The organism is Acidobacteriota bacterium, from assembly GCA_020349885.1.
Classification (GTDB): domain Bacteria; phylum Acidobacteriota.
Window position 1 is genome coordinate 1,363,178 of the sequence record CP070701.1, and the last position, 24,318, is coordinate 1,387,495.

19 protein-coding genes, 1 tRNA gene and 1 other RNA gene are annotated in these 24,318 nt (G+C 62.2%); 11 read left to right on the forward strand and 10 right to left on the reverse strand.

What is annotated here, in order from left to right; translation table 11 throughout:
- Positions 1–170 precede the first annotated feature (170 nt).
- Positions 171–602 carry a S24/S26 family peptidase gene (locus tag JSV08_05955; GenBank protein ID UCF80065.1) on the forward strand — a complete coding sequence of 144 codons (432 nt, stop codon included), beginning with the start codon at positions 171–173 and terminating at the stop codon, positions 600–602.
- Positions 603–611: 9 nt separating this feature from the next.
- Here the strand turns inward: JSV08_05955 and JSV08_05960 are convergent, their stop codons facing one another.
- The 6 genes from JSV08_05960 to JSV08_05985 all read right to left on the reverse strand — a co-directional run bounded on the left by JSV08_05960 (position 612) and on the right by JSV08_05985 (position 7,731).
- On the reverse strand, positions 612–1,079 hold the full coding sequence (locus tag JSV08_05960) for a sigma-70 family RNA polymerase sigma factor (GenBank protein UCF80066.1): 468 nt from the start codon (positions 1,077–1,079) through the stop codon (positions 612–614).
- A gap of 120 nt (positions 1,080–1,199) precedes the next feature.
- Entirely contained in the window at positions 1,200–2,489 is a 1,290-nt protein-coding gene (locus JSV08_05965) for a dihydroorotase (protein ID UCF80067.1), read from the reverse strand.
- 189 nt (positions 2,490–2,678) lie between these two features.
- The gene (locus tag JSV08_05970) at positions 2,679–3,557 is read right to left on the reverse strand and encodes a GNAT family N-acetyltransferase (GenBank protein UCF81845.1); all 879 of its coding nucleotides are present in this window, start codon (positions 3,555–3,557) and stop codon (positions 2,679–2,681) included.
- Between the two features lie 119 nt (positions 3,558–3,676).
- Positions 3,677–5,026, reverse strand: coding sequence for a BamA/TamA family outer membrane protein (locus tag JSV08_05975; GenBank protein UCF80068.1), 1,350 nt, complete (start codon positions 5,024–5,026; stop codon positions 3,677–3,679).
- A 171-nt stretch (positions 5,027–5,197) separates the two neighbouring features.
- Positions 5,198–6,535, reverse strand: coding sequence for an adenosylhomocysteinase (locus tag JSV08_05980; GenBank protein UCF80069.1), 1,338 nt, complete (start codon positions 6,533–6,535; stop codon positions 5,198–5,200).
- Positions 6,536–6,561: 26 nt separating this feature from the next.
- Complete coding sequence (locus JSV08_05985; protein ID UCF80070.1) at positions 6,562–7,731, reverse strand: methionine adenosyltransferase; 1,170 nt, start codon at positions 7,729–7,731, stop codon at positions 6,562–6,564.
- Positions 7,732–8,070: 339 nt separating this feature from the next.
- Between JSV08_05985 and ssrA the strand changes: the two genes are divergently transcribed.
- Positions 8,071–8,419: a transfer-messenger RNA gene (gene ssrA, locus JSV08_05990) on the forward strand.
- A gap of 138 nt (positions 8,420–8,557) precedes the next feature.
- Entirely contained in the window at positions 8,558–8,806 is a 249-nt protein-coding gene (locus tag JSV08_05995) for a GIY-YIG nuclease family protein (GenBank protein UCF80071.1), read from the forward strand.
- A gap of 91 nt (positions 8,807–8,897) precedes the next feature.
- Here the strand turns inward: JSV08_05995 and JSV08_06000 are convergent, their stop codons facing one another.
- Positions 8,898–9,452 (reverse strand): dCTP deaminase, encoded by a 555-nt coding sequence (locus JSV08_06000; GenBank protein ID UCF80072.1) that lies wholly within the window; start codon positions 9,450–9,452, stop codon positions 8,898–8,900.
- A 123-nt stretch (positions 9,453–9,575) separates the two neighbouring features.
- Entirely contained in the window at positions 9,576–9,971 is a 396-nt protein-coding gene (locus tag JSV08_06005; protein UCF80073.1) for a DUF2784 domain-containing protein, read from the reverse strand.
- Positions 9,972–10,026: 55 nt separating this feature from the next.
- On the opposite strand from JSV08_06005, the gene JSV08_06010 reads away from it, so the two are divergent.
- The 5 genes from JSV08_06010 (at position 10,027) to JSV08_06030 (ending at position 17,980) form a co-directional block, all read left to right on the forward strand.
- A complete protein-coding gene (locus JSV08_06010; GenBank protein ID UCF80074.1) occupies positions 10,027–11,343 on the forward strand; it encodes a replication-associated recombination protein A in 1,317 nt (438 codons plus the stop codon).
- Positions 11,333–12,736: a hypothetical protein gene (locus tag JSV08_06015; protein UCF80075.1), complete on the forward strand. Its 1,404-nt coding sequence runs from the start codon at positions 11,333–11,335 to the stop codon at positions 12,734–12,736. Before JSV08_06010 ends, JSV08_06015 begins: the two co-directional genes overlap by 11 nt.
- A gap of 183 nt (positions 12,737–12,919) precedes the next feature.
- Positions 12,920–14,923 carry a serine/threonine protein kinase gene (locus tag JSV08_06020; GenBank protein ID UCF80076.1) on the forward strand — a complete coding sequence of 668 codons (2,004 nt, stop codon included), beginning with the start codon at positions 12,920–12,922 and terminating at the stop codon, positions 14,921–14,923.
- Positions 14,905–16,443 carry a tetratricopeptide repeat protein gene (locus tag JSV08_06025; GenBank protein UCF80077.1) on the forward strand — a complete coding sequence of 513 codons (1,539 nt, stop codon included), beginning with the start codon at positions 14,905–14,907 and terminating at the stop codon, positions 16,441–16,443. Before JSV08_06020 ends, JSV08_06025 begins: the two co-directional genes overlap by 19 nt.
- A gap of 250 nt (positions 16,444–16,693) precedes the next feature.
- The gene (locus JSV08_06030) at positions 16,694–17,980 is read left to right on the forward strand and encodes an FAD-binding oxidoreductase (protein UCF80078.1); all 1,287 of its coding nucleotides are present in this window, start codon (positions 16,694–16,696) and stop codon (positions 17,978–17,980) included.
- A 131-nt stretch (positions 17,981–18,111) separates the two neighbouring features.
- Here the strand turns inward: JSV08_06030 and JSV08_06035 are convergent.
- A tRNA-Leu gene (locus JSV08_06035) sits at positions 18,112–18,198 on the reverse strand.
- A 312-nt stretch (positions 18,199–18,510) separates the two neighbouring features.
- On the opposite strand from JSV08_06035, the gene JSV08_06040 reads away from it, so the two are divergent.
- The 3 genes from JSV08_06040 (at position 18,511) to JSV08_06050 (ending at position 22,206) form a co-directional block, all read left to right on the forward strand.
- On the forward strand, positions 18,511–19,485 hold the full coding sequence (locus tag JSV08_06040) for a class I SAM-dependent methyltransferase (GenBank protein UCF80079.1): 975 nt from the start codon (positions 18,511–18,513) through the stop codon (positions 19,483–19,485).
- On the forward strand, positions 19,475–20,527 hold the full coding sequence (locus JSV08_06045) for a polysaccharide deacetylase family protein (protein UCF80080.1): 1,053 nt from the start codon (positions 19,475–19,477) through the stop codon (positions 20,525–20,527). Before JSV08_06040 ends, JSV08_06045 begins: the two co-directional genes overlap by 11 nt.
- A gap of 140 nt (positions 20,528–20,667) precedes the next feature.
- Positions 20,668–22,206 carry an RDD family protein gene (locus tag JSV08_06050; GenBank protein UCF80081.1) on the forward strand — a complete coding sequence of 513 codons (1,539 nt, stop codon included), beginning with the start codon at positions 20,668–20,670 and terminating at the stop codon, positions 22,204–22,206.
- On the opposite strand, the gene dnaK is transcribed toward JSV08_06050, so the two are convergent.
- A complete protein-coding gene (dnaK, locus tag JSV08_06055) occupies positions 22,203–24,170 on the reverse strand; it encodes a molecular chaperone DnaK (protein ID UCF80082.1) in 1,968 nt (655 codons plus the stop codon). The two genes, JSV08_06050 and dnaK, sit on opposite strands and share 4 nt — an antisense overlap.
- Between the last annotated feature and the right edge of the window lie 148 nt (positions 24,171–24,318).

Genomic DNA, 24,318 nt, shown 5'->3' on the forward strand with positions numbered 1-24,318 from the left:
GCGCTCGCCGAGGACTGGCTCGTCGCGTTCGACCACGACCCGAAAGTGCCGTTCGCGCGCCTGCGCGGGACCGTCGAGAAGCCCGTCGCCGAGGCCGTGCCCCTGGCCCCCGGCGACTACGTGACGCCGTTCGACACTCGTCATGGCGAAGCGCCCGGCCGTAGCCAGAAATGAGCGACTCTCTCGAAGCGATACGGAAATTCCTCCTCGACGGCGGCGCGTCCGAATGCATGCTCACCGTCGAGGGGCGCAGCATGGCGCCCGCGCTGCTTCCGGGGGACGAGATTCTCGTCCGCCGCGTCGCGGAGGAAACGCTCCGCCTGGGCGACGTCGTCGTGTTCTACCTCGACGGCTGGAAATTGCCGTGCACGCACCGGCTGATCTGGAAGCGGAGCCGCGGGGGAAAGACCCGCTACTACACGAAGGGCGACGCGCTGCCCCACGCGGAGTGCTTCGAGGCGGACGCCTTCGTAGGCCGCGTGGAGCGGGCGCTGCGCGGGGGCGAGGCGATTCGCGAAAATCCCCTCGCCGCCAAAATCCGCGCGCTCCTGGGCTGCGCGCTATACCTCCTGTTCAAGGCGCGGCGCCGACTCGACCGCTAGAGCCGCTTCTTACGGAGGCTCGACCCGGAGCATCTTCCGCAGGCTCCCGACGGCCGCATGGACGTGCGCCTTGGCGGCGCCCACCGAGCAGTCCATGGCCTCGGCGATGTCGCCGTAGGTCATCTCGTCGAGCCACAGGAGAAGCGCCTCGCGCTGGCGGGGCGGCAGGCGGCTCACGAGCGCGCGCACCTTCCCCGAGTCGGCGTGGACGGAGTCGGGCGCAGTGGAAGCGGCGGCGGAGGGAGGCGCGTCATCGAGGGAAACGAGCCGCAGCCGCTTCTCCTTGCGGATGAAGTTGAGCGCCGTGTTAGCGGCGATGCGCCGCAGCCACGCGAGAAGGCGGTCCGGGTCGCGCAGCTCGCGGCGGTGGGTGTGGGCGCGCAGGAAGGTTTCCTGGAGAATCTCGTCCGCCTCCTCGTGCGTCGCGGCGAAGCGGCGCGCGAGGCGGTAAAGCCGCGGCCCGAATTTTTTCACCATCCACGCAAAGGCCTCCTCGTCCCCCCGCCGGAACGCCTCAGCCCGGCCGCGCCGCTCCCTCTCCGACGGTTGGGGGGAATCCGATTCTCGAGACACGGTCGCCCGCGAAAGCGGCTTTCCCTACGACGGCCGCTCGTACACCACGCGCCCCGAGACGATCGTCGCGCACGGTGCGCCCTTCAGCTTCCAGCCGTCGAAGGGAGAGTTGCGGCTGCGCGAGCGGAAGGCGGACGCGTCCACCGTGACCCGGACCTCGGGGTCGATCACGGTCACGTCCGCGTCCGCGCCGGGAGAAAGATGCCCCTTGCTCCGCTGGTTGAGGATGCGTGCCGGGTTTTCGGAAAGCAGCTCCACGAGGCGCGTCCACGTAAGCAGCCCCGCGCGGACGAAGCGGTCCGCCATGAGCGAGACGGCGGTTTCCAGTCCCACGATCCCGAAGGGCGCGAGAGGGAATTCGAGTGATTTCTCGTCCCAGTGGTGCGGGGCATGGTCGGTGGCCACGGCGTCAACGGTGCCGTCCGCGAGCGCTTCCTTGAGCGCCTCCACGTCGGCCTTCGGGCGAAGCGGCGGCTTCATCTTGGTGTTCGTGTCGAACGCCTTGCAGGCCTCGTCGCTCAGGACAAGGTGGTGCGGCGCGACCTCGCAGCTCACGCGGACGCCGCGCGCCTTGGCCTCGCGAACGATGCGGACGGCCTCGCGGGTGGAGAGGTGGGGCACATGGAGGCGCGAGCCAGTGAGCTCCGCCAGGTACACGTCGCGCGCCACCATCGCGTCCTCCGCCGCGCCGGGTATTCCGCGCAGCCCGAGCAGGGTCGAGATTTCCCCTTCATGGATGTCACCGTCACCGCTCAGGGAAGGCTCCTCGGCGTGGTTGATGACGGGGAAGTCAAACAGTTTCGCGTATTCCAGGGCGCGGCGCATCAGCTCGGCGTCGGCGACGGGAATGCCGTCGTCGGAGACGGCCACGATGCCCTCCCCGGCCATGTCGCCGAACTCGGCGAGCTCCTCGCCGCGCAGCCCCTTCGAGACGGCGCCGATGGGGAAGACGTTCACGAGCCCCGCCTCGGCGGCCCGCTCGCGGATGAAACGCGTCACGTTCTGGTTGTCGTTGGGGGGCTCGGTGTTGGCCATGCAGGCGACGGAGGCGAAGCCACCTTCGGCGGCCGCCCGGCTTCCCGTCTCGATAGTCTCCTTGTACTCGAAGCCCGGCTCGCGCAGGTGCGTGTGCATGTCGAAAAACCCCGGCGCGACGATGCGCCCCTTCGCGTCGAAGACCTTGCACCCCGCGGGCGCCTTTATGCTCTTTGCGACGCGCGCCACCTTGCCCTTCTCAACGAGAACGTCGCACACCTCGTCCCGCTCGTTGGCGGGATCCACGACGCGGCCGCCGCGCACAAGCAGGGCTTTCATCGAGGCCGGCTCCCCACACCTGGCGGGCAAGATTTAAACGTCCCCCGCTCCCCTGTCCCAGCCGTGGTTCTTGGCGCGAACGTCCGTAGGAGACTCATTTCCAAAGGCCGTAGCTATGTTACCACAGAAAGGACGCTCTGAGAACATGTTCCTCCGGATCGGAGCGATTTTTCTTCCCGCCTTGAGCTCTCAGAGGAGGTCGATCGTCCAGTGAAAGTATTCGTCCGGATGCGCAAACGGGGGGAGCAAAAAATTTTCCCTGATGGGACGCACCATCACGAGGCGTTTCTCCTCCCACCGAAATTGACGGGCGGGGCACAGGTTGACGAAGCGCGACGGAACCTTTCCCCTCAAGCGCGAGACGCCCTCCCGCTCGAGCCGCTCCATCAGAAAGCGCAGCATGGCGGTGACGTCCTCTTTCGCGCCCGCCTCGAAGCCGTATTCGAGAACGCGGAGCGTGTCGTCGCCCGTGAAGCGGGTGCGCAGGTACGAAACGACGCGCCCCTCCCGCTCGCCCACGAGAAACGCCCACGGATGGTTTTTTCTTGAAAACATCTCATGAAGCAGACGCTCCCTCATGATGTCGAATTCCCAGTAATCATCCTCGCGCAGGCATGCCATGCGCTGCGCGCTGACGTGGGTGTTGTAAAGATTGCGGACGGAGGGGAAATCACGCGGCTCGTAGGGGCGGATGCCAGACGGCGTCCGGCTCCGGGGGCCGGCCTCGCGCCAGCCGTCCATCCCGGCTTCGAGGTGTTGCGTGGGAAGCACCGTGTAGCCCAGGCGCTCGTAGTAGCCGGGGTCGATGAGAGAATAAAGAAGCGCCGCGTCGTAGCCCTCCCTTGCGAGAAGGCCGTGCGCCTCCTCCATCAGGCGGCGGCCGATGCCCCGGCCCCGGAGGTCCCGGCGCACGCCGAAGGAAGCGATGGCGCACACGCGGACGCGCGCGTTCTCGAGAGCGAACGTGAAGTCGTACAAAAACATCGTGGCCGCCACGCCCCCTTCCGCCCGAAGCGCCGGCGCGCGCCAATGCGCGCGGCCCCACGGCGTTTCTTTCAGCGCGCGCATGAAGCGCTGGTAGTCGTCGCGCCCCTTCTCGCGATTCCACTCCTCCCGCGAGCGCTCGATGGCCGGACAAAGCTCATCGCCTTCAAGAAAAGCGAATTGCAAATTCATGGAAATCTTCCTTAGAACGCCCGTCCCACGTCCGCCAGGATTTTCCAGTCGTGAATGTCAAAGCCGTAGGCCGCGTCGAGGCGCAGGATGCCGTCAACTATGCGCTGGGCGTAGAGGCGCAGGCCCCCGCCGGCGCCGATTTTCCAATCGTCCGGCCGCGCGAGGCTTCGGAACGAGGCGTCGCCCACGTCCACGAAAGCGGCGAGGCCCCACAGGAGGCGCTCGCGCCACACTGGCCGCCCGAGCGGAAGGCGTGCCTCGGCAGTCGCTAACCAGGCGTCGCGCCCGCGGTATTGGCCCTCCTCGTAGCCGCGCAGGCTGCCCGAGCCGCCGACGGATGAGGCAAAGGTGTCGAAATCGCCCGCGAAAAGGCGCCGCGCCTCGGCGCGAAAAACGGCGTTTCCGTACTCGCCGAGGCGCGCATAGCGAAGAAACCGCGCGCTCCCGACCGTGCCCGAAACATCCGAGCCAAGGCGCGTGCTGTGCACGGAGCCTTCGAGACGGAGCGTGAAGCCCGAGCGCACGAACCAGGGATGAACGTTTGATCTATCCCAGAAATAGCTCTTTCCGACGCCGAAAATGCTTCGCGCCTCGCGCGGCGGCCCGCCCGAAAAAAGCTCATAGCGGATATCCTGGTAGCGAAGTTTTCCCCGGAGATGATGACGCTGAAGAAAGCGCCGGCCCACGGAGACCTCGGCAACATCGCGCTCGATGCCGTATTCCGCCAAGAGCACCTCATCCGAGAAAATTTGCTCGAAATCACGCCGTTTTCCTACCGAGGCGCCGAAGGCGTAGTAGGTGCCGAAGATGCGGGGCTCCTCGAAAATGACCCGGCCCTCCCATCCCAAGGTGACGTCGAAGTCCTGGGCGCCGACGTGCGCGGCCTCGACCTCAAGCTTCTGGTTGAGTCCGAGCAAATTGTATTCCTTTAGCTGCAGGCCGATCTCCGTGCGCCCCGAGGACTTGCGCGTCAGGAGCACGTCGGGCAGGAGGCTCCAGCGGTCGCGCGCCACGATGACAAGGTCGTAGACGGAGACGCGCGCGGTTGGCTCGAACTCGAAGCGCACGAACTGGAAAATGTCCAGATTCTGAATGAGATGGCGGCTCTCCTCGACGGCGGCCGCGTCGTAGGCGTCGCCGGTGTGAAACGAAAGCTCCTGCAGAAGAATACGGTCGCGCGTGCGGCGCGTGCCCTCTACGCGAATCGAGCCGATCCGCACCGTCTGCTCCCGCGCCAGCGCGTCCATCTCGGCCTGGCTATGCCGCCGTCCGACTTCTTTACCCTGAGGCGCCCCCTGCGCCCACGCCAAGCCGCCCATGAGCAGCGTCGCCGCCGCCGCGCACCCCAGCCACTTCGTCATGGCATCCATCCTACCATGCCCCTCGCTTCCCTGTGCTTCGCGCACGCGGCGGCCGCAAAAGGCCTCGCTTCGCTTGGAGGCGGAAGGTCTCCTCCGTCCCCGAAAGGGGTGCTACGCGGCGTGGATGATAAAGAAACGAACCCTTCCCTGGAGGACTCTACGTCTCCCCGCCTACGTTCCCTCCTCCCAAGAGCTAAGGTATTTTACCTGTTCCTTCGTGAGCGTGTCGATGTTGAGGCCCATTGAGTCGAGCTTCAGCTTCGCCACTTCGCGGTCGATTTCCTCGGGCACCGGATAGACGTCCGGCTCCAGCTCCGCGGCATGCTGAGCGAGATACTCCATGGAGAGCGCCTGGTTCGCAAAGCTCATGTCCATGACCTGTGCCGGATGCCCCTCGGCGGCCGAGAGGTTGATGAGCCGCCCCTCGGCGAGGACATAGATGCGGCGGCCGTTGGGGAGTTTGAACTCCTCCATGAACTCGCGTATCGGGCGCCGCTCCTTCGCTATGCCGGCAAGGGCCTCCAGGTCCAACTCGATGTTGAAATGCCCGGAGTTGGCCACGATGGCGCCGTCCTTCATGCGCCTGAAATGTTCCTTGCGAATCACGTGCTTGTTGCCGGTGAGGGTGACGAAAACGTCTCCCTGCTCGGCGGCCTCGGCCATGGGCATGACGAGGAAGCCATCCATCGTGGCCTCAATGGCGCACACCGGGTCAACCTCGGTGACGATAACGTTCGCGCCGTGGCCCTTCGCGCGCATCGCGAAGCCCCGGCCGCACCAGCCGTAGCCCGCGACGACGACCTTCAGACCGGCGAGAAGAATGTTCGTGGCGCGGATGATCCCGTCGATTGTGCTCTGCCCAGTGCCGTAGCGGTTGTCGAAGAAGTGCTTCGTCTTGGCGTCGTTCACCGCCACGATGGGATAGGCGAGCCCCTTCGCCGCGGCGATGCTTCGAACCTTCTGGCCTTCCGTCCCCGTGGCCTTGAGCGCCTGCTGTTTTTGACCCTCCTGCGCCAGGCTGCGTAGGCGAATCACGCCGGTAGTCGTCTCCTCCGTGCCGCCCTGCACCTTGGGCAGGAGGTTGCGGCGCTTCGAGTGAAGCATCGAGACCAGGTCGGCGCCGTCGTCCATCGTGAATTGGGGCTTCGCGTCGAGCGTGCTCGCGAGGTGCTTGTAATACGTGTCGTTGTCCTCGCCCTTGATGGAAAACGTCGCGACGCCGTATTCCTTCACAAGCGCCGCGGCCACGTCGTCCTGCGTCGAGAGCGGATTCGAGGCGCAGAGCGCGACCCTGGCCCCGCCGTCGCGGAGGGTGAGCATCAGGTTTGCCGTCTCCGTGGTCACATGAAGGCATGCGGCGATGCGCAGGTTCTTAAGGGGTTTTTCCTTCGCGAAGCGCCCGCGGATTTTCCGCACCACGGGCATGTTGTGCCCCGCCCACTCGATGCGATCCATGCCCTTCGAGGAAAGGGACAAATCCTTTACGTCATGGTTGGAAGCAAGTTTCATGTTTCAAGCCTCGGATTCCAGGTTTTTCAGAGCGCCGCGGCTTTCTTGATGGCGTCCGCCTTGTCCGTGCGCTCCCACGTGAACGCTTCTTCCTCGCGCCCGAAGTGGCCGTAGGCGGCCGTCTTGCGGTAGATGGGGCGGCGCAAATCGAGATGCTCGATAATCTTGAGCGGCTGGAGCGGGAAATTGCCGCGGATGATTTTCTTGATTTTCTCATGGGAGATTTTTCCCGTGCCGAAGTCGTTGACGAAGATGGACACCGGGTCGGCCACGCCGATGACGTACGCAAGCTGCACCTCGATGACGTCGGCCACGCCCGCCGCCACGAGGTTCTTGGCGATGTAGCGCGCCATGTAGGAGGCCGAGCGGTCCACCTTCGTCGGGTCCTTGCCCGAGAAGCAGCCGCCGCCGTGATGGCCGAAGCCGCCGTAAGTGTCGACGATGATTTTGCGGCCCGTCAGGCCGCAGTCGCCCATTGGGCCGCCGGTGACGAAGCGTCCCGTGGCGTTGATGTGATATATCGTGCGGTCACTGAGAAGGCCCTCGGGAATGGCGGGCTTGACGACCGCTTCAACGAGGTCGCTTCGCAATTTATCGAGCTTCACGTCGGGGTGGTGCTGGGCGGCGAGAACCACCGTATCCACGGCGACCGGCTTGAGGGTGCCGTTCTTTCCCTCCCGCACGTAGCGCACGGTAGCCTGCGCCTTTCCGTCGGGACGCAGGTAGGGCAGCACGCCTTCCCGCCGCGCCTCGGCGAGGCGGCGCGTCAGGCGGTGCGCGAGCATTATGGGAAGCGGCATCAGCTCGGGCGTCTCGCGGGTGGCGTAGCCGAACATCATGCCCTGGTCGCCCGCGCCGCCCGGGTCGACGCCCTGGGCGATGTCGGGCGACTGCTCGTCAATCGTGGAAATGACGGCGCATGTTTCGTAATCGAAACCGTAATCGGCGCTCGTGTAGCCGATGTCCTGGATCGTGCGGCGAACAACCTTCGGCAGGTCGGCGTAGGCCGTCGTCGTAACCTCGCCGGCGATGCACGCAAGCCCCGTCGTCACGAGCGTCTCACAGGCGACGCGTCCTTTAGCGTCCTGGCGTAAAATTTCATCCAGAACGGCGTCCGAGATCTGGTCGGCCACCTTGTCAGGGTGCCCCTCCGTCACGGATTCCGAAGTAAAATAGGTAAATTTATCGTCTTTCACAAATAAAACCTTTCTGTGCTTAAATTGTGTTTGCGTTGTGGTTGTTTGCTAAAGCAATGAGAGGTTAGCAGAAACGGCGGTGAAATGCAACGACATGGCCGCCCGGCGAGTCTCCGGTTTTGCTTTTTTCTAAAAAAGTCTTATTTGGCGTTGAGTTACGCGCGCTCCACCAGAAAATGGCGCAAACCATGAAAATCCTGGCATTACCGAAAGAGGACTCGCGCTTTCGATTCCGATGAAACACGCTCTTTTCGGCTTAATTGTATTGATTTCCATGCGAATCTCTCCTATACTAAATGCAGACGACTTTTTCGCGTGCAAAACCGCACGGCAACCGTTGGGGGCGAAATGGCTTCGACGGAGAGACGCGAAGCGGACGGGTGCATGCCGAGGCGCCTGGCCTCGTAAAAACGGGCACCAACATAACTGCTGACCACGAGTTGGCACTCGCTGCTTAACATTAAGTAGCGCGCGGAACGGAGGACGTGCTCGGCGTCGCCGTACCGTGTCATTTTTCCGAGCTGGCCGCCCGGGGGCGCCCTTATCTCGGGCGGCGAGAAACTAAGGGCTGGCCGCTCGGTATCCCGCCCGGCGGAGACTCGGCGGCGAGATAAAAAGCCGAGCTGAGCATGGAGTGCCCGCCGTGTAGCCTTTTCGGACGGGGGTTCGATTCCCCCCGCCTCCAGTCTTCGTTCGAAACGAAGTGAGAACGAAGACTGCCACGGCGAAGCCGTCAGGCGAAGCCGGGCAGCCATTTGATGATGTGAACATCCGTTTCGAACTTCGCCTTGGCAAGCCAGCCGTGAACAGGCCGTCCATGTAAGACATGAACAAATTTCATTATGTCTACATTCTCCTGAGCGAAGCAGAGCCAGTCCACCACTACGTGGGACTCACGCAGGATCTTGAAGGTCGCCTCAAGGCTCATAACAATGGGAAAGTTCCACACACAGCCAAGTTTTGCCCATGGCGTATCGAAACCGCTATTGCCTTCCGCTCCCGCAAGAAGGCTGCTGAATTTGAGAAATACCTCAAATCACGCTCCGGCCGTGCCTTTGCCAAGAAGCGGCTTTGAGATAGAATAAAAAGGCTGCCACGCCGAAGCCGTCAGGCGAAGGCGGACTTTCTCAGGGGGTTCTTTCTATACGCTATACGCGAGACACCCCCTACAGCTTCGGCAGCGTAATCTTCTTCTGCGCCTGGTATTTTCCCTTCTTGTCGGCGTAGGTCGTCAGGCACGCCTCGTCCCCCTCGAAGAAGATCACCTGCGCGATGCCCTCGCCAGCGTAAATCTTGGCGGGAAGCGGCGCGGTGTTCGAGATCTCTAGCGTGGCATAACCCTCCCAGCCGGGCTCGAAGGGCGTGACGTTCACGATGATGCCGCAGCGGGCGTAAGTGCTCTTTCCGACGCACAACGTGAGCACGTTCTTGGGGATGCGGAAATACTCGACCGTGCGGGCGAGCACGAAGGAGTTCGGGGGGATGACACATACGTCGTTATCGTGCTCGGCGAGCGAGCGGAGGTCGAATCGCTTGGGGTCGACCACCGTGGTGTTGATGTTCGTAAAGATTTTGAACTCCGAGGCGATGCGGATGTCGTAGCCGTAGGAGGAGAGGCCGAAGGAGATGACGCCCTCGCGCACCTGTTTCTCCTCGAACGGATCTATCATCTTGTGCTCGAGCGCCATGCGCTTGATCCACGAATCTGACTTGAGACCCATCTGTCGTGCTCCTTTTCAAATATTGGAGAGGGCCATTCTAACGTATTCCGTCCCGAAAGGCGAGCAAGGAAGCGTCATCGCGGCCACGGTGAAGCTGAAAGCGAAACCGGGTGGCAAGTCAAACTACGCTTCGGCGCGCTGGCGCCATACGTACACTGCGGCCCACAAGAGAATCCACGCGGCAGCGGCCATAGCGATGCTGCCCCGCGGGATGTCCCAATAGACGATTCTTTCGAGATAGAAAACAATGAACCCGCCCGGATAGGCGGCCTCGCCCGCGTGGCGGCGCATCATGTTTTCAAGCGTGGTGAGCGGGCACCCCCCCCATGCGGGCCAGATGATGAGCGTCGCCGCCATGAACGAAAGCTGGAAAAAACGCCACCGGCGATACTTCAAGCCCGCGAACGGCCCGAAAACGTAGGTCAAGACCCACAGCGCATGAAGCGCGAGAGCGGTGTCGGCCGCCAGGCTCCACCCCCAATTTCCCGCGAATTCCATCTTCCAGTTTAGGGCTTCCACCGCTTCCCATCAACGTTTCCCTATTTCGGCGGGAGGGCTAAGGTATAATGCCGCTATGAGCCTTTACGCTTCCCAAGCTCCTTCACCCCTGGCCGAGCGCATGCGCCCGAAGGCCCTCGGCGAGTTCATGGGCCAGGAAGAGCTTCTCGGTGAGGGAAAGCCCTTCCGGCGGATGCTCGAGTCGGGAAAAATTCACTCCATGATCTTGTGGGGGCCGCCGGGCGTGGGAAAGACGACTCTTGCGCGCCTCATGGCCTCGCTCGCGGACGTGCAATTCGTGTCCCTCAGCGCCGTGACCAGCGGCCTCAAGGAAGTGCGCGAGCTCATGGCGGAAGCGCGCGAGCTCCGGGCGAAGGCGGGACGGAGGACGCTTCTTTTCATCGACGAGATTCACCGCTTCAACAAGGTGCAGCAGGACGCCTTCCTGCCGCACGTCGAGTCCGGGGACATCGTCCTGGTGGGCGCCACGACGGAAAACCCCTCGTTCGAGGTGGTGTCGCCGCTTCTCTCGCGCTGCAAGGTGTACGTGCTGAAGCCGCTTTCGAGGGAAGACATCCGCGCCATCGTGCGGCGCGCGCTCTCGAGCGACGAATTTCTCCGGTCGCGCGGCGCGCCGCTCTCGGAGGACGGCGAGGAGTTTCTTCTCACCTACGCGAACGGCGACGCTCGCACGGCGCTCAACTTGCTGGAAGCGTCCACGGAAACGCTCCCGGAAGGCGAGGCGCAAATTTCCGTCGAGCGCCTGCGCGAGGCGGCGCAGAGCAAGATGATGCTCTACGACAAGGCGGGCGAGGAGCACTTCAACCTCATCTCGGCGTTCCACAAAAGCCTCCGAAACTCCGACCCCGACGCCGCGCTCTACTGGCTCGCGCGCATGCTCGAAGGGGGCGAAGACCCGCTCTACATCGTCCGCCGCATGGTGTGCGTCGCCGCGGAGGATATCGGCCTCGCCGATCCGCGGGCGCTCACGGTGGCGCTCGACGCGAAGGAGGCCGTGGACTTCATCGGCATGCCGGAAGGCCACCTGGCGCTCTCGGAGGCGACCGTTTACCTTGCGCTTGCGCCCAAAAGCAACTCCGCCTACGTCGCCTACGGCGAGGCGGCGAGCGACGTGCGCACCAAGGAGTGCGGGTCCGTGCCGCTTCATCTGCGCAATCCCGTAACTGGGCTCATGAAGGGCATTGGTTACGGCAAGGACTATCGCTACGCCCACGACGAGCCAGAGGGCGTCGCCCCCATGGAGTGCCTGCCGGAGAACCTGCGCGGGCGGGAATACTACCGCCCCACGGAGCGGGGACTGGAATCGCGCCTTCGGGAGCGCCTGGCGGAGATTAAAAAGATACAAAGGAAGGGAAAGCCCGATGGCAAATAGCCGCTTTGCATCTCTTTGCTTCCGCGCGTCAGCTGTTCTTCGTCCGCTGTCTGTCATCCTCCTTCTCGCGCTTTGGTCCTGCGCCGCACGGACGCCGCTGGCGGCGGAAGCTCCGCCCGCTCCCTCCCCGGCCCCCGAGTCGGCACCCGCCGAGCCCGAGCCGGAGCCGACGCCCGAGCCGGAGCCGACGCCCGAGCCGGAGCCGACGCCCGCGACGCCGGAAGAACTTTCCACTGCAGAGCGTATCCTCGGCGCGCAAATTTTCAAGCTGCCCGAGCCTGAGAACCTTGAAGCGTTTTTCGAAAAACTCGAAAACGCCGGCGTTAACACGCTTTTCGTCCGCGCGTTTCACAATCCCAACGACCGCTACCACGGCGGCGTGGAAACTTCGGAGGACACGCCTCCGGCGGGCGTCTATTTCGAGACCATGAACGCGCCCGTGGTCGCGCCGCTTCTCGCGGAGACGGCGCGGGCGGCCAAGGCACGGGGATTCAAGGTGTTCGCGTGGATGATTTCTCGGAAAATCCCGTGGTATTTTCACGACAAGAGCGACCTGCTTGAATACCGCTACGACTTCGCGACGCACCGGGTCGAGCGCGGCGAGGGCCTCGACGTTTTCCACCCTTCGGTCGAACAGTACTTGAGGCGCCTCTACCGCGACCTCGCGCGCGCGCCGATCGACGGCGTGCTCTTTCAGGACGACCTCGTCCTGCGCCACAACGTGGGCTTTGGTCCTTTCGTCGAATGGACTTTTTCGCAGAAAGCCGGCGGCACGCTTCGGCCGTTCCTGCTTTACCGAAACGTCCGGTGGGAAAACGGCCGCGCGCAGGCGGATTACACGAAAACATTCTGGGACTGGACGCGCCTCAAGAGCGAGCGCATTCTCGACCTCGCCCTCGCGTTGCGAGAGGAGATGCGCCGCGCCAACCCTTCCCTTTCGGTCGCGCTCAACGTGTACTACGACAGCGTCCTTGTGCCGCAGGGCGGCTTCGCGTGGCTCTCGCAGGACGTGGAAGCGTGGGCCGTGTCCCCCATCGAGCATTTCGCCGTGATGGCCTACCACCGGCAGATGGCGCGGGAACTCGACACGTCCTTCGAGGACACGCTCAAGGCGCTGGAAGACATGAGAACGCAAATGAAGGCATGGGTCGGCGGCGACGCAAAGAGAATCCTGTGGAAACTACAGGTGCGCGATTGGGAAACTCTCGAATTCATCCCTTCGGAGAAAATTCAAGAAGTGCGGCACATCCTCGACGATGAAGCGGCCGGGATGGTCCTGGTTCCGGTCGAGGAAGACTGGGAAGGGCTGGACGCCTGGGAGTGGAAGCTCCGCCTTCCGGAGATGGCCACCAGCCGTTCGGGGGATTCAGTGGACGCGCCTCCACCCCCGTGACGACCGCCAGAAAAAACGCCTTTCAGAAAAACGAAGCCGAAAAATCTGCTCTGTCCGGCGTGTTGACTGCTTTTCGCCTTTATACTAACATTGAGCATTGCCCGGCCCCGCCCGACAGGCGGGACGGGCCAACCAAATTTTACCGGACAAAAACAACATCGTACACAACACGCGGCGATACCCATGAAGTTTGAGCAAATCGGGCGGTACCAAATCAAGAAAGAGCTCGGCAAAGGTGCGATGGGCGAAGTGTTCCTCGCCTACGACCCCGATTTGGATCGCGAGGTCGCCGTCAAGACCGTTTACTACGACCCGGGACTTCCGGCCGACGAACTCAAGGAAACGAAGCTGCGTTTTCTGCGCGAGGCGCGCATCTCGGCCAAGCTGAGCCATCCGAACATCATCGTCATCCACGACGTGGGTGAGCACGAAAGCATTCCGTTCATCGCCATGGAGTTCATCTGCGGTGAAACGCTCGAGCCTTACGTCAAGTCCGCGAGCCTGCTGCCCCTCAAGCGGGTCGTCGAAATTATTGGCCAGGCGGCCAACGCCCTCGATTACGCCCACCGGGGCGGGTTGGTGCACCGCGACATAAAGCCCTCGAACATCATGCTCACGCACGACGGCGGAGTGAAAGTGATGGACTTCGGCCTAGCGAAGAAGCCCTCGGCAAACCTGACGCAGGCAGGCATGTTGCTTGGGACCCCGAGTTACATGTCGCCCGAGCAAATCAAAGGTGACCCGCTCGACGGCCGGAGCGACCTGTTTTCCTTGGGCATCGTCCTCTACCAGCTCCTCACGGGCGAAAAGCCCTTTAAAGGAGAAACCATCTCCACCATCATGTACAAGATTATGAATGAGGAGCCGCCCGAGCCCACCATCCTCAACAAGAAGCTCCCGAGGCAGTTCGACGGCATCATCCGAAAGGCGCTCGCCAAGAAGCCCGAGACTCGCTTTCAGAGCGGAAAGGACTTCCGATCGGCGCTCGAGGATTATCTGAATTTCACCGCCCGCATGACGCGCGTCAAGCCCGCGCCGCCGTCCCTCGCGGAGGTGCCCCAAGAAGAAACCGCCGCCCTCGTCCGCTCCTCCCTTCCCGTCGCGATGGCACCCAAGCCATCGTTTTCGCTCAAACCGTCGTTTTCGTTCAACCCACTCTTGAAAGTCGCCGCGGGCGTAGTGCTTCTCGCCGGGGCGCTTTTCTTCGGCTACCAGCCGGTGAAGGAGTGGGCCAAGGAAAAGTCAATGGAACCGGGGTTTCCGCTCCCCGGATTTCTCATCACCTGGGCGAATGACGGTGAGAATCCGCGGCTTTTGAACAAGCATATCTACATCGAAGTCGAGAGGGGGGCCGCGCTCACCCTGGACGGATGGGCGCTCGAGAGGCCCGTGCTCAAATTTCCCGTCACCGACCAGAAGGAGCACGAGCTCGTGGCAACGCTCGGCTGCCGAAGGGCGGAGCGGAGCTTCCACGTGCAGGACGTTGACGAAGCCATCTCCCTCACGCTCGAGCCGGCCCTTATCAGGGTGCAGCTTACGACCATACCGGAAGGAGCGACACTCCATTACGGCGAAGATTTTTCCCAAACGACCGTGACGCCGGCCGTTCTGACGCTGGATGCATGCCGGCAACACGACGTTAAATTCACGCTCGATGGTTACCGAGAAAGAAAAGAATTCATCGCCGTGGCACTAGACCGTGAGAACCGATTTGAGCCGTACGTTCTGGAGCCGCTCCCGAAGCCCGGGCGCGTCCGCTTCGCCAAGGGCGCTTATCCCTACCAGGTGCGCCACAAGGGAAAGGTTCTCGCCCGAGGAGGAAGCGAGGTGGAGCTTCCGCCCGGCGCGTACACCGCACAGATCGTCAACGACGGTTATTTCCTGGAAACGGACTACGAGTTTCAGGTAGACTCGGAAAAACTCCACAAGTACGCGCCCCGCATTCCCGCACTTGGGAAGCTCTCGGTGATGTGCTACACTTCCGGCGCGGTGTTCATCAACGACAAGCCTGCGGGCGACGCGCCTTTCAGCGAGAAAGAAATCGCCGCCGGCACCTACAAGGTCAAGTGCGTCATGTACGAGGAGGGACGCACGCGCCCGGAAACCGTCCAGATTGAGGTGCAGCCTCGGCTCGTCACCGAAATCCGCTTCGCAAAGGACAAACCGAGATGGGATATTATCGAATAGGAAAACGCCGGAGATGCGCCCTTCCCCGTGCGCTCATACTTGCGGCGGCGCTCCTTGCGGCGGCAGCGGCGCACGGAAAGGAAGAAAGCGGTCTCGACAAGCGCCTCTTCGAGAGCGCCCTCGATCTCTACCGGCTGGGCAAGGTGGAGCAGGCGCTCGCGGATTTTCAAAAGCTTCGTGAAGAGTTCTCCTTGAGCGAATATGCCGACGACGCGCTCTTCGAGCTCGCGCGGCACGCCTACGACGTGGAACGCCTTGGCGAGTTCCGCCCCGCGCGCGACCCCGAAGAGGCGAAAAAGCTCCTCGAAGTCATCCTCGCCGAGTATCCCTCCTCCGACAAGGCGCCCGAGGCGCTCGTGCGCATGGGGATGCTCCACCTCGACCCTTACGTCGCGCCTCCGAACCTGAACGAGGCCTACGCGAATTTCCTCCGCGTTCAGAACATCTATCCCGCGTCGGACGCCGCGGACACGGCGCGCTTCGGCCTGGGCTATACGCTTTACCATCAAGGGGAGTTCGAGCGCGCGGCGGGAACGCTCGAGCGGCTGCTCATGGATTTTTCCGACAGGGCATACCTTCCAACGGCGCGCCTTTACGCGGCGCGGGCGCTCGCCGCGCATGACCGCCCGCAGGAAGCGCTCCACCATTTGGCCCGCCTGCACCGCGAATTCCCCGAGGGCCCCTACGCCGAGCAGGCGCTCGACGGAGCGAGCCTTCTGGCGCGCTTCGCCTTTCCCCACACCTACACCTTCCGGGGAAGCGTTACGCTCGGGGAAGAACGGGAATCTTTTCGTCGCGTCTCCTCTCTGCGTATGGCGCGCGATGGCTTGATCCTGGCCGTGGACACCTCGCTTCGCCAGGCGGCGCGCTTTGACCGAAAGGGCAAGCGCGTCGCGTCCTACGCGGCCGAAAAACCGACTGACGTCTGGGAAGCCGCCGACGGAACGCTCTGCATCGCCAACGAGCGCGACGTGCTCGTGGGGGAAAAAGCCATCGCTGTGGAAGAGGACACCCCTCGCGTCGTGATTCTCTACGACCGGCTCAAGGCGGTCGTGACTACATTGAGCGGCGAAATCGTCGCCTTCGACGGGAAGCAGAACACCCTCATACACGCCGACCGGGACGGCATAGTGCAGAAGCACCTCATGGATAAGATCCGCGACGCCTCGCTCCACTGTGACGCCCAGGACCACATATGGGTCCTATCCTCGAGCGAGCGCTCGCTGCAATGCCTCACGCTAGGGGGTGATACGCTCGTCAGCCTCGAAGCCGGCCGCGACTCGCCCGTCGAGCAGCCCGCCGCGTTCGCGCTTGACGCAATGGGAAACGTGTACGTCCTCGACGCGCGGAAGCTCGCCGTGCTCGTCTTTGACCCTTCGCTCAAGCTTCTCAAACGGGAAATCACTCCTCCCGATGGTTCCGACGGCGAGATGAGTCGGCCGACGGCGCTCGCCGTGACCCGCGACGGCGCGGTGCTGGTGTTCGATGAAGGGCTCGGCAAAGTATTGCGGTACGAGTGAGACCGGGGTCGGCCGTCAATCGTCCGCAAAAGAAAATTTTCCTAACCGGGTAATTACGGACACGGCTCCGCTGCGGGCCAAGTGCCCATCGTCCGCCGCTCCACGCCCGCGCTGTCGCGCCTTACGCTCGATTCGCCCGCCGCGTTTGCCGCCGTCGCCAGGACAGGAAAAGCCGGTGGTAATGCGGTTTGCCAAGCTTCATTGTTTCCGCTTATACTAAACGCTAATCACGCAAAGAGGGTACCCACTCATGACTATCAAAGAGAAAAATTTCTGGCTCGACACCGTAACCATGCCGTCTCCCGAGCCGCAGCAGGCTTTGCCGCCCAAGGTGGACGTAGCCGTGCTCGGGAGCGGGTTTACCGGTCTGTCGGCGGCGCGTGAGTTGGCCAAACGCGGGGCGAAGGTCGCCGTGCTCGAGGCCGAGACCATCGGCTGGGGCGCGAGTTCACGCAACGCGGGCATGGTCCTCACCGGCCTCAAAGCCATCTACGGGGGAATTATTAAAAATTACGGGCGAGAGACCGCGCACCGGATGTTCGCCGCCAACATGGCTTCCATAGACTGCGTTGAACAAGTGGTCAAGGAGGAGAAAATCGACTGCGATTTTTCGCGGAGCGGGCATCTGGTCGTGGCGGAGAAGCCGCCGCACTTTGACGCGCATGCGCACGAAATGGCTTTGCTTGACAAGGAGTTCGGCCATAAGACCCGTGTTGTCCCGCGCGCCGATATGCGGGATGAGATCGGGTCGGACATCTATTGCGGGGGTTTTGTGGACGAAGCGAGCGTGGGCGTGAATCCGGCCCGGCTGGTCGGCGGGTTGGGGCGGGCCGCGCTCGCCGCCGGGGCCGCCGTCCACGAGCGGGCACGCGTCACGGCGGCGGAGCGCGAAGGCGCGGGCTTTCGGGTGCGCACCTCGCGCGGCGACGTGCACGCCGACGCGGTCGTGGTCGCCACCTGCAGCTACACGGGCGGGTTCGCGCCGCAGTTGCAGCGCAAAATTATCTCCCTCGGATCGTACATCATCGTCACCGAACCGCTCGCTCCCGCCGTGGCCCGCGACGTCAGTCCGCGCAACCGGATGATGTTTGATTTAAAGAATTATGTGTATTACTTCCGGCTCACGCCCGACAACCGGATGTTGTTCGGCGGGCGCGCGGCGTTCTTTCCCGAGTCCAAAAGCACGGTGCGCAGAAGCGCGAAAATCCTGCGGCGCGGGATGGTGAGCGTGTTCCCGCAGCTGCGCGACGTGAGGGTGGAGTACGCGTGGGGCGGCATGGTGGAATTTGCCTTCGACAAAATGCAACACACCGGGCAGATGGGCGGCCTCTATTACGCGCTCGGCTACGGGGGGCACGGCGTGGCCATGGCGGTGTATATAGGCGCGCAGCTGGCGAAGAAGGTCAACGGCGAGACGTACGACGACACGTTCGAGGGGTATTCGTTCCCGGACGCTCCGCCGGGACTGAACAAGGGCCAGCCGTGGTTCCTGCCATGTGTCGGGGCGTGGTACAAGTTTCTGGACTGGGTGAGATAGAGCCGAGGGGGGAAGCGGAGCCGAAGAAGCGCACCGGGCGAACCGTCGTTCACCCGTGCGCGAAAACCGAAGCGAAGGGAAAGGGGAGCAGCTTACGCCAAGGCGCCCTCGGGGACGTTGGGTGAAAAAAGTGGTGCCGAAGGGGGGACTCGAACCCCCATGGGCTTACGCCCACCAAGTCCTGAGCCTGGCGCGTCTACCAATTCCGCCACTTCGGCGAGAGACCAGTTTAGCAAAGACCGGCCGACGGCCGCAACGCGGGATCTTCCCTTTTGAATCATGCGGGGCTTCTTTCTATAATCTCCATAATAAAATCATGACAGCGTCGCGGTTTCCGAAGCGCGGTTTTTACCATGCCTTGCGGGGAAGCGGAACCAAGAGGTTCGCTTTGCTCCGTCGTGCCAACCTTCCATGATGGCCACCGGCCCAAAGCTTGTGCTCCGTGCCTGCAGCCTCGCCGGCGAAGCTCCCGCTTCCCCAAGGCGCTCCCGGAAGCAATTTTCCTCACAACCTGACGGGATTTCTCCGCCATGAATCACCCAAACTCCGGGCAGAAAAGAAGGGTCCGAAGCTACGAGGACGTAGGCTACAAGCAATTCTGGGTCGGAAAACAAAAAGAATATTTGCACCAGGTGGAATCGCATATTCTTAAAAAAGCCCTGCACCCGGGCGGACAACTCGTGGTAGACGTGGGATGCGGCTACGGCCGCTTCGCACCGCTCTATCTTGAGCAATTCCAGTGCACCGTGATGGTCGACTACTCCATGTCGATCCTCAAGGAGGCCGCGGCGGCCCACGGACACAGGAAAAACGTGTTGTTCGTCGCCGCGGACACCGGCAAGCTTCCCTTACGCGACAGCGTGTCGGACGCTTGCCTGGCTATCCGTGTCATCCACCATCTCGACGACCTCGATATGCTTTTTTCTGAAATGCATCGCGTCCTCGCGCCCGCGGGCCGCTTCTTCTACAACTACACCAACAAGCGCTACGTGCGGGAAATCGCGAAATTCTTCCTGGGGTTGAACCACCACCGCCCCTTCGTGCGAGAACACCTGGAAGTGGACCCCATGTTGTTTCACACCCACCCCGATTGTTTCCAGTCCCTCCACGAGAAATACGGGTTTCGCGAGACGAAAACATGGAACGCCGGTTTCTCGCACAAGCTCTGCGGATGGGTTCCGTCTTTTCTTGTGCCTCCCGTCGCGCTTGAAATGTTCCTCCTACGGCTTACGGGATGGATGAAATTGCTTCCTCTGATGTACGTCCTTTGCACGACTCGAAAGGACGCCCCTTCTGCCGAGCCGCTTTCCCTTACCCGGATTACGGACTGTCTGGCATGTCCGAGATGCGGGGCATTTCCCCTTTCGGAGGAGCCCCAGGGCCTTCGGTGCTCCCCCTGCGGGGCGTCCTATCCCGTTCATGACCGTATTTACGACTTTCGTCTGCCGGACGAAACTTCCCTGGAAACGGTTTTTGACGAAAGAAGGACCGGGAGTGAACCTTAATTTTTTCAAGAAAGCCTTGTACGTTGCGTGTAAAATCAGCGGACTCACGCCGTGGAGGTTTAAAGCGTTCGCCTCGCATGCGACCATCCTGCTCTACCACCGGGTAATTCGCCAAACACACAATCGCTTCTGCCCCAACGCCTCCATCGAGGTTCCCTTTTCCTCCTTCGAAAAACAGATGGTGTTTTTGGCCGAGCGATGCCACGTCGTCTCGCTGGAAGAATGTTTGGAGCGGCTCGCGGAGAACGCCAAGCTGCCGCCGAACACGGTGGTTCTTACCTTTGACGACGGCTACCGCTCCGACTACGAGCTGGTTTACCCCCTTCTTAAACGCCATCAATTTCCCGCGACGTTTTATATCGTCCCGGGATTCGTGGACGGCCAAATTTTTCCCTGGTGGTACGAAGTCGAAGACCTGATCGTTCAATGCGATCGGCGAAACTGCATCGTTCCGTTTGAAAAAAAGCCCCGGGATCTCCGCCAAGCCGGGCAAAAATTAACCTCCCACCGGCGCATCGCGGCGCGGATGAGAACCATGCCCCTGAGGAAACGCCGCGCTTTTCTCGCCCGGCTGCGAGATTGCCTTGCCCGTCCCGAGTGGCATCCTGACCGGCTTGATTTAATGCTCACATGGGAACAGATAAAAGAAATGAGCGATAGCAAGCTCGTTCAGGTCGGAGCCCACACCGCCCGCCACCTCAACCTGGCGAAAGAGAGCCGAGAGACCGTTCGGGAAGAAATTTCCCGCTCAAAAAATATTCTTAAAGAACGTCTTGGAAAGCCCGTGCGGGCATTTGCTTACCCCTACGGCCACAGCGGCAGTTTCACCCAAGACACGCAAGACGCGGTCAAGGCGCACGGGTTCACGAGCGGAGTCAGCACCGTCGCCGGACACCTAAACCCGGAAGTATCCATCCATCCGTGGCGTCTCCCCAGAATCCACGTGGACGGCCGTGACGATCTCGCCGCGTTCCAAGCCAAGCTGTCGGGCATCTATTGGCTTCTCAAAAGCACGCCCCTTATGGCCGGCGCTTCTTCCTGAAACTTTCTCTCATCCAAGACGAGGAGCGGCAAACGTCTTTGGATTCGTTCGCGGAGAGTATTATAATGGGTCGGCGCTAGCAATTCCCTATGATTGCACCGCGCTCCCGAAAGATCGCGGTGCAGCAACCAGGAGAACTTATGGTGGAACCGATATCGGGCTTTCTTTCCGAGGGCGACAAGAAAACGTTCTCCATCGTGGCCGGGGCGCTGGGCGCCGTGTTCTTCATCGCCCAGCTCGTCATCCCGATGGCTGCGATGTTTGCGGTCATGCCGTTCATCATCAAGGGGATGTCGATGAAGGAGATCGAGCTCGGCGGCGCCGCGCTGTTTCGAGGCCGCGTCCACGCCGTCGAGAAATCTTCTCCCTTCGAGGACCGAAGCGAAGCCTCAAGCCGCTTGGTGCGGATCGGCGAAGAGGGACTCGAAGAGGTCCTTCCGTTTGAAGGATGGTCGCCCCGGCTTCTTTCGGACGCAGACCGATTGTGGCTGATTTCCTCGGAGCGCATCGCAACGTTCGACGGACAAATCCTCCAGCAGCACGATGCGGATCCGCTCGGGGACATCGGCCGACCCTTTCTTTTCGAGGGAAAGCCCGCCGTTATCGAGAGCCGTCCCGAGGGAAAACACCTCAAGGTATGGCGCGACGGGCGGTGGGAGAACGTTTTACCGATCGATGTCTCGACCGGTCGGTGCCAGCATCTCCAAGCCCTGGAGACGAACGGAACGCTTCTTCTCTTCCGACAGGACGGGGACACGCTTTATGCACGGACGCTCGGAGAGGATTTCTCCGAATGGGACATCGTCATGTCCGAACCGACGGAGTGGTTCGTCTTCGTCAAGGACGGGATGCCCGCCGTGATCAGCTCCGGGGCTCAGGGCTTCCGCGGCGTGGAGTTCGACGGAAACCGATGGACGCCTTTTCTAAAGAATAAAACAACCTCCTCGTTTGCCAGAGATGTGGCGGCGTTTCAGAGAAAGGCCGGTGGCAACATTATAGTCGTTACGCAATCGTTCCCCGGATCTCTCCGCGTGCAGGAGTGGGACGGAGAGCGGTTCACCTCCGAGCAACGAATCGGAAAGTTTTCTCCGTTTCCCCGCAGCATGCTGCTCCTCTACACGCTGCCCTATCTGGGCACGATGATCCTGAGCCTGCTACTCGCCATGATCCTCTCGACCCTCATGCGAAGGCACCGAGTAACCACCCACTCCCATGAAGGAAGGGAGGCGAATTACGCCTCGCTCACGCGGCGGGCGCTTTCTCAAATCCTCGATTACGTCGTCGTTGGACTGCCCCCCCTGGGTCTCTTCGCCCCGATGTTCTACGACATGGAGACGTTCCTTTCCGGCAAGGGTTTTTTCTATTTCTTCGGCGCCATGGCAGGCATGCTCGCTTGGGCCGTTCTCGTGCTGTTCGTCTACAGTTTTACCGAAGGTCGCTGGGGCGCGACGCCCGGAAAACGGGCCCTGGGAATCCGTGTCGTGGGTACCGACCTCCAACCGTGCGGATTCGGGCGGGCCTTCCTGCGCAACATCCTCAAGCTTGTGGACGGTTTCTTTAACTTTCTCATAGGCATTCTCCTCGTCGCGTTCACACAGAACTGGCAGCGACTCGGCGACATGGCCGCGCGCACGATCGTCGTGCGGGCGGGGGCGAGGGCGGGGGCGAATAACCCCTAGGCGTCCTTGCCCTTATCCTTGTCCACGTCCTCGTACTCGGCGTCGATGACGGGGCCCTCGCCGCCCTTCTTTTCACCCTTCTCGTCGCCAGAGGAAGAGGCGTCGTCGCCGGAGGGGCTTTCTCCTTGTGCCTGCGCCTGCCCTTCCTGCGCCCGCGCCTGGGCGTACATCTGCTCGGCGAGCTTGTGCGAGGCCGCCATCAACTCCTGCATGGACTTCTCGATGGCGTCGGCATCCTCGCCCTCCATCGCCTTGCGGCAGCCGGCGAGCGCGTCCTCGATGGCCTTGCGCTCGGAGTCGGAAACCTTCTCTCCGTGCTCCTTGAGCGTTTTCTCGGTGTTGTAGACGAGGCTCTCGCACTGGTTACGCGCGTCCACTAGGCGGCGGTGCTTCTTGTCTTCGTCGGCATGGGACTCGGCGTCCTTCACCATGCGTTGAATCTCGTCGTCCGTCAGCCCGCTCGAGGCCGTGATGGTGATGTCCTGGGATTTTCCCGTGGCCTTGTCCTTCGCCGTCACGTGGACGATGCCGTTCGCGTCGATGTCGAACTCGACCTCGATCTGCGGGATGCCGCGCGGGGCGGGAGGGATGCCCACGAGATGGAAGCGCCCGAGGGTGCGGTTGTCGCCCGCCATCTCGCGCTCGCCCTGAAGGACGTGCACCTCGACGCTCGTCTGGTTGTCGGCCGCGGTGGTGAAAATCTCCGACCGCTTCGTCGGGATGGTCGTGTTGTTGGGAATGATCTTCGTCATAACTTCCCCGCGCGTCTCGATGCCGAGCGAAAGGGGCGTCACGTCCAGAAGCAGCATGTCCTTGACGTCGCCGGCGAGGACGCCCGCCTGGAGGGCCGCGCCCACGGCGACGACCTCGTCGGGGTTGACGCCCTTGTGGGCCTCCTTTCCGAAGAATTCCTTGACGCGGTTCTGGATGAGCGGCATGCGCGTCTGGCCCCCGACGAGTACCACCTCGTCGATGTCAGACGGCTTCAGGCCGGCGTCCTCGAGCGCCTGCTTGCAGGGGCCGAAGGAGCGCTCGACAAGGTCCTCGCACAACTGCTCGAGCTTCGAGCGCGTCATCTTGATGTTGAGGTGCTTGGGCCCCGAGGCGTCGGCCGTTACGAACGGAAGATTGATGTCCGTCTCGCCGGCGGTGGAAAGCTCGATCTTCGCCTTCTCGGCGGCTTCCTTGAGGCGCTGGAGCGCCATCTTGTCCTTGGAAAGGTCGAGGCCCTGATCCTTTTTGAACTCCGCGACGAGCCAGTCTATGACGCGCTGGTCGATGTTGTCGCCCCCGAGGTGCGTGTCGCCGTTCGTGCTCTTGACCTCGGTGACGCCCTCGCCCACCTCGAGGATGGAAATGTCGAACGTGCCGCCCCCGAAGTCGTAGACCGCGATGGTCTCGTCTTTCTTCTTCTCGAGGCCGTAGGCGAGCGCGGCGGCCGTGGGCTCGTTCACGATGCGCTCGACCTCGAGGCCCGCGATGCGCCCCGCGTCCTTCGTGGCCTGGCGCTGGGAGTCGTTGAAGTAAGCCGGCGTGGTGATGACGGCGCGCACGACCTTCTCGCCGAGGTACTCCTCCGCCGCCTCCTTGAGTTTTTTCAAAATCATGGCCGAGATCTCGGGCGGCGAATACTTCTTGCCGCGCGCCTCGACGCGCACGTCGCCGTTTTTCTCCTCGACGACCTTGTAGGGAACGATCTTCATCTCCTCGGCGACCTCGGAAAAACGCCGCCCCATGAAGCGCTTGATGGAATAGATGGTGTTCTCCGGGTTCGTGACGGCCTGGCGCTTGGCAATCTGCCCCGCGAGGCGCTCGCCGTCCTCGCTGAAAGCGACGACCGAAGGAGTGGTGCGGGCGCCCTCCTGGTTGGCGATGACGGTGGGCTTGTCACCCTCCATCACGCTTACCACGGAGTTCGTGGTGCCCAGGTCGATTCCTATAATTTTTCCAGTCTTCTCCGCCATGCGTAAAACCTCCAAATTTTACTTATCCAACGTCGTTTAGTGCATTGTTATTATAATACCTTAGCGCGTACCTGTCAAGGTAAAAAACCCACTTCAATAGATCCCTTCCCTGACACCGATTTCCGATCGAGGGCTGCCTGCCTTGGGC

Coding starts and splice junctions, on each gene's coding strand:
- JSV08_06040 (UCF80079.1), top strand. CDS start 18,511: ATGAATCACCCAAACTCCGGGCAGAAAAGAAGGGTCCGAAGCTACGAG.
- JSV08_06050 (UCF80081.1), top strand. CDS start 20,668: ATGGTGGAACCGATATCGGGCTTTCTTTCCGAGGGCGACAAGAAAACG.
- JSV08_06015 (UCF80075.1), top strand. CDS start 11,333: ATGGCAAATAGCCGCTTTGCATCTCTTTGCTTCCGCGCGTCAGCTGTT.
- JSV08_06020 (UCF80076.1), top strand. CDS start 12,920: ATGAAGTTTGAGCAAATCGGGCGGTACCAAATCAAGAAAGAGCTCGGC.
- JSV08_05995 (UCF80071.1), top strand. CDS start 8,558: ATGAACAAATTTCATTATGTCTACATTCTCCTGAGCGAAGCAGAGCCA.
- JSV08_05960 (UCF80066.1), bottom strand. CDS start 1,079: ATGGTGAAAAAATTCGGGCCGCGGCTTTACCGCCTCGCGCGCCGCTTC.
- JSV08_06000 (UCF80072.1), bottom strand. CDS start 9,452: ATGGGTCTCAAGTCAGATTCGTGGATCAAGCGCATGGCGCTCGAGCAC.
- JSV08_05955 (UCF80065.1), top strand. CDS start 171: ATGAGCGACTCTCTCGAAGCGATACGGAAATTCCTCCTCGACGGCGGC.
- JSV08_06025 (UCF80077.1), top strand. CDS start 14,905: ATGGGATATTATCGAATAGGAAAACGCCGGAGATGCGCCCTTCCCCGT.
- JSV08_05965 (UCF80067.1), bottom strand. CDS start 2,489: ATGAAAGCCCTGCTTGTGCGCGGCGGCCGCGTCGTGGATCCCGCCAAC.
- dnaK (UCF80082.1), bottom strand. CDS start 24,170: ATGGCGGAGAAGACTGGAAAAATTATAGGAATCGACCTGGGCACCACG.
- JSV08_06030 (UCF80078.1), top strand. CDS start 16,694: ATGACTATCAAAGAGAAAAATTTCTGGCTCGACACCGTAACCATGCCG.
- JSV08_05980 (UCF80069.1), bottom strand. CDS start 6,535: ATGAAACTTGCTTCCAACCATGACGTAAAGGATTTGTCCCTTTCCTCG.
- JSV08_05975 (UCF80068.1), bottom strand. CDS start 5,026: ATGACGAAGTGGCTGGGGTGCGCGGCGGCGGCGACGCTGCTCATGGGC.
- JSV08_06010 (UCF80074.1), top strand. CDS start 10,027: ATGAGCCTTTACGCTTCCCAAGCTCCTTCACCCCTGGCCGAGCGCATG.
- JSV08_05970 (UCF81845.1), bottom strand. CDS start 3,557: ATGCGCGCGCTGAAAGAAACGCCGTGGGGCCGCGCGCATTGGCGCGCG.